2 protein-coding genes and 1 pseudogene are annotated in these 3454 nt (G+C 47.2%); all 3 read right to left on the bottom strand.

The window, feature by feature from the left end:
• Window positions 1-411 precede the first annotated feature (411 nt).
• On the bottom strand, window positions 412-1677 hold the full coding sequence (locus tag O3C43_25005) for a DNA methyltransferase (GenBank protein ID MDA1069750.1): 1266 nt from the start codon (window positions 1675-1677) through the stop codon (window positions 412-414).
• 170 nt (window positions 1678-1847) lie between these two features.
• Complete coding sequence (locus O3C43_25010) at window positions 1848-2966, bottom strand: NAD-dependent epimerase/dehydratase family protein (GenBank protein ID MDA1069751.1); 1119 nt, start codon at window positions 2964-2966, stop codon at window positions 1848-1850.
• 7 nt (window positions 2967-2973) lie between these two features.
• Window positions 2974-3348 (bottom strand): annotated as a pseudogene (locus O3C43_25015) (GDP-mannose 4,6-dehydratase).
• Window positions 3349-3454: the final 106 nt, after the last annotated feature.

A 3454-nucleotide genomic window follows, 5' to 3' on the forward strand; every position in this document is an offset into this window, starting at 1 on the left:
TCCTCAAGCCTGAACTACGAACCAAAAAAAAGAAAACCTTCCTTCCGGAAGGCTTTTCGAACAGGGTCGTGCTAGCCAGAAACCACGCTATGACAGCGACAGTGATGTGTCGAATGGCTTTCATCAAATTGCAAACTAGGAGTGTGACCTCGCGGATCAAAACGGTCCTTAGCCCGTCCTGACTTTCAAAATATTAAACTTTTTGACATCGTCAGGTCAAGTGGGAAAACCTGCCTTTCCCGGTCTAAGGCATAGGATCTCAGGTTGTTAATATGACCGGAAATACTCCCAAGAATATCCTGAGTACGTAGTCGGCTTCAGGTAAATCAGTGGCTTGTTCTTAAGAAAGCTGATTCCAAATTGAACGTGGCCTGGAGTAAGCAAAGCCATCAGTTTACCGTGAAGGACTTTTCATTGTTTCCTAAGCAGTACTATCCGGTTGGTATTGGTGCCTTTTTCCAAATTGGAAACGCCCCAGCAGTTGGACGTCTTGGTGAATTCCTGGTCGTTGACAAGAACGAGGATCGGGACCAACCCGGCTTTTTCCGCGGCAGGGATGACATGATCCTCCAGTTTGATCTTTCCGTTTTTCACTTCTCCGACTTCGAACGCGACATAACCGCCCTTTTTCAATAAGGTCTTAAGCCGGGCGAATGTTTTGGTCATGTAACTTCGCCAGTCTTCAACTTTGCGCAGAATGGTGATGGGGATAGTCTGCGGATCGATGTGGTTGAACCAACTGCGCAACCAATTATCGGTAGCGTAATCGACAACATCCAGAAAGGGTGGGGAGGTTACGACCAGGTTTACCGAGCCGGTTTTAATTCCCGGAATTTCAATTGAGGAGCCGACTACTATTTTGCTTTTCGCGCCGTAGGTCTCAAAACTGTGCCGGTTCAATTCATCGATCTCTTTTAGCAGAGTCCGGCTTTTTTTCAGAATGATGGCTTTAACATCCCGATATTCAGGTGTCTGATTTCGCTTTTCGTTAATGAGCCGTTGCCGATCGGCGGTAACCGCCTGGTTGGGAGGCAGGGTATAGACAGAAAAGAAGCCCGGCGAATGTCCGGTTAGCCGGTTGGTGGCCACCATTTGTATCCACTTGTCTGCGGCATCCATCTTATTTCCTCGCTCGGCAAAATACTGACGCAACGAACAGAGTTCCTCCAGGGTTTTTCGGTGGTAGAAAACTTCAAGATCTTCCGGCCAGCCGCCCGTGTAGTTCAAATCCAGTGACTCCAGCCGATTGGCTACCGCTTCCAGTTCGGGCGGATTCAGCCTCGGCTCGCAAATGATCCGGCTCAGCGGATTGATATCGCAGCCCACCGCGAAACGGTTCATCAGCACGGCTTCGACCAGGGTCGTTCCCCGGCCCATAAAGGGATCGAGCACCGTGTCTCCCACTTGAGTGAGTTGATCTATGAAGAACCGGGGCAGCTGGGGTTTAAAGCAGGCCCGGTAGGAGACTTCGTGAATGCGATGGGCGGCGCGTTGTTTGGAAGTCCAGAATTCATTTACAAACACCGGGACGGGCAATTCCCCTACTTGAATGGTGTAGCTCTGGGTTTTCGTACCGAACTCTTCAAATGATTTGATGTACTCTACGAAAGCAAGCGATCGGTCATCGGATTCGGAGACTTCGATAGCGGAAAAAAATTCTAAATTGCCGGATGTCATTCTGAAAGTGGGATTGGGGGATTATAAGCTTTCCCAACTCCTCAGTCGCGAACTTGCTCACCTCTGGCCAAGTTTTCAATCATTTCGGCATTTCTTTTTCGCTGCGTCCCTATTTTATTGGAAACCGGCTTTAAGCGTGCTGGTTTCAACCCCGGCGTGAACTTCGAATATTAAACATCCATCCTAACCTGACTGACATAGTAAGACATAATGCGAAGAAGCATTTGATCCAAGTCGTATTCCGGTTTCCATCCTGTCAGTTTGATCAGCTTCGAATTGTCGAGTAACCTTCGGTCGACATCGTCGTAACCTTCGCCGTAAAACTCGGATCCGCTGATATCGACAATGGAGGATAGCGCCTGCCCTTCGGTCCGGAAATGTTTATCGTAAATATCCCTCATTCTGAAGGCCAAGTCGCGGATCGATGTTTCATTGTCGTTGGTGCCAACATTAAAAATTTCTTTGTCGCAGGTCTCTTCCTCTTCAATGATTCGTACATGGGCTTCGGTCGCATCTTTAATGTACGTGTAGCATCGTTTCTGATTGCCACCATTTACCAGCTTCAGCGGAGAGCTATTTAACAGCGCATCCATAAAGTGACTAAAAACTCTGGGACTTCCTTCTTTCTGTGAAGGAAGATAATCGATCATTTCTCCAATGTAGTTGAACGGCCTGATGATCGAATAGTGAAAATTCTTTTTTATTCCGTGAGCGTGTATAATGCGTTCTAACAATTGCTTGCCACAGGCGTATATCCATCGATGCCGGTTGATGGGCCCCATGATTAAGTTGCTCGAATCTTCATTGAATAGAAACTCGCCATCCTCAACGTAAATGCTGGGTGATTTTCCATAGACTTCCGAGGTGGAGAACTGGATGAGTCGTCGATCAAATTTCACGCAAATATCAAAAACATTCAAGTTCCCCCGGAACCCAATATCAAATGTGAAAATGGGATCACTCACGTAGACAGCTGGATTGCATATGGCTATCAGGTTAACGACGATATCATTTTCCGAGATGAGAGATTTCAAATCGTCCTGTCGTGCCGGATCCATAATATCCAGATCGACGTATTTGATTTTACTGACGATGTCATCGATTTCTTGCGCACTATCGACGAGTTGAGAATCGTTGAGTTCGAATTGCGCAGCCCGCCTCAGTCCCTCGTCGAGTTTATCATGCGTGATATCCAACGCGGTTATCGAAAAACGTTCGCGTTTGAGTAGTTCAACTGCGAGGTGGGAGCCAACGAATCCACCAGCGCCAAGTAATAGGATTTTTTTCATAGGGGTGTTAAGAACTGTGTTCCTCGATTTCGTTTTGAATTCCTGTATCGAACTCGATTTTGGGTGAAAAGCCGAGAAGGTCCTTGATTTTTGAGATATCTGAAATGGATTGTACTACGTCACCGGGGCTGCTTCCCTCGGTTTGAATGTCGTTCGATCCATTGAGTTTGGATTTAACTATTGTTGCGACTTCCAGCAGGGAAATTCCTTTTCCTGACGCCAGATTGAAAACCTGGTTTTTCGCTTTGGCGAATTGGGTGAGAACGAGTAAAAACGCTTCAACCACATCGTCCACATGCACGAAATCCAGGACCTTGTCCGCTCCTTTTACCGTGATAGTCTGGTTGTTGCGTGTTAATCGCGTAAAGATGGGGATTACGCGATCGGGCTCACTGAAACCCTTTGTTTCTGAATTAGCGTCCTAAAAAGAAGACTTGATTACACTACAAAGATGCTGGTTGATGGCCCTGGCGGAAGGAGCCCGAAGG

The sequence above is a fragment of the Verrucomicrobiota bacterium genome (assembly GCA_027622555.1).
Lineage (GTDB): Bacteria > Verrucomicrobiota > Verrucomicrobiia > Opitutales > UBA2995 > UBA2995.

What these genes read in the sequence shown, in the direction of transcription:
- O3C43_25005 (MDA1069750.1), bottom strand. Translation starts at nt 1,677, where the DNA reads ATGACATCCGGCAATTTAGAATTTTTTTCCGCTATCGAAGTCTCCGAA.
- O3C43_25010 (MDA1069751.1), bottom strand. Translation starts at nt 2,966, where the DNA reads ATGAAAAAAATCCTATTACTTGGCGCTGGTGGATTCGTTGGCTCCCAC.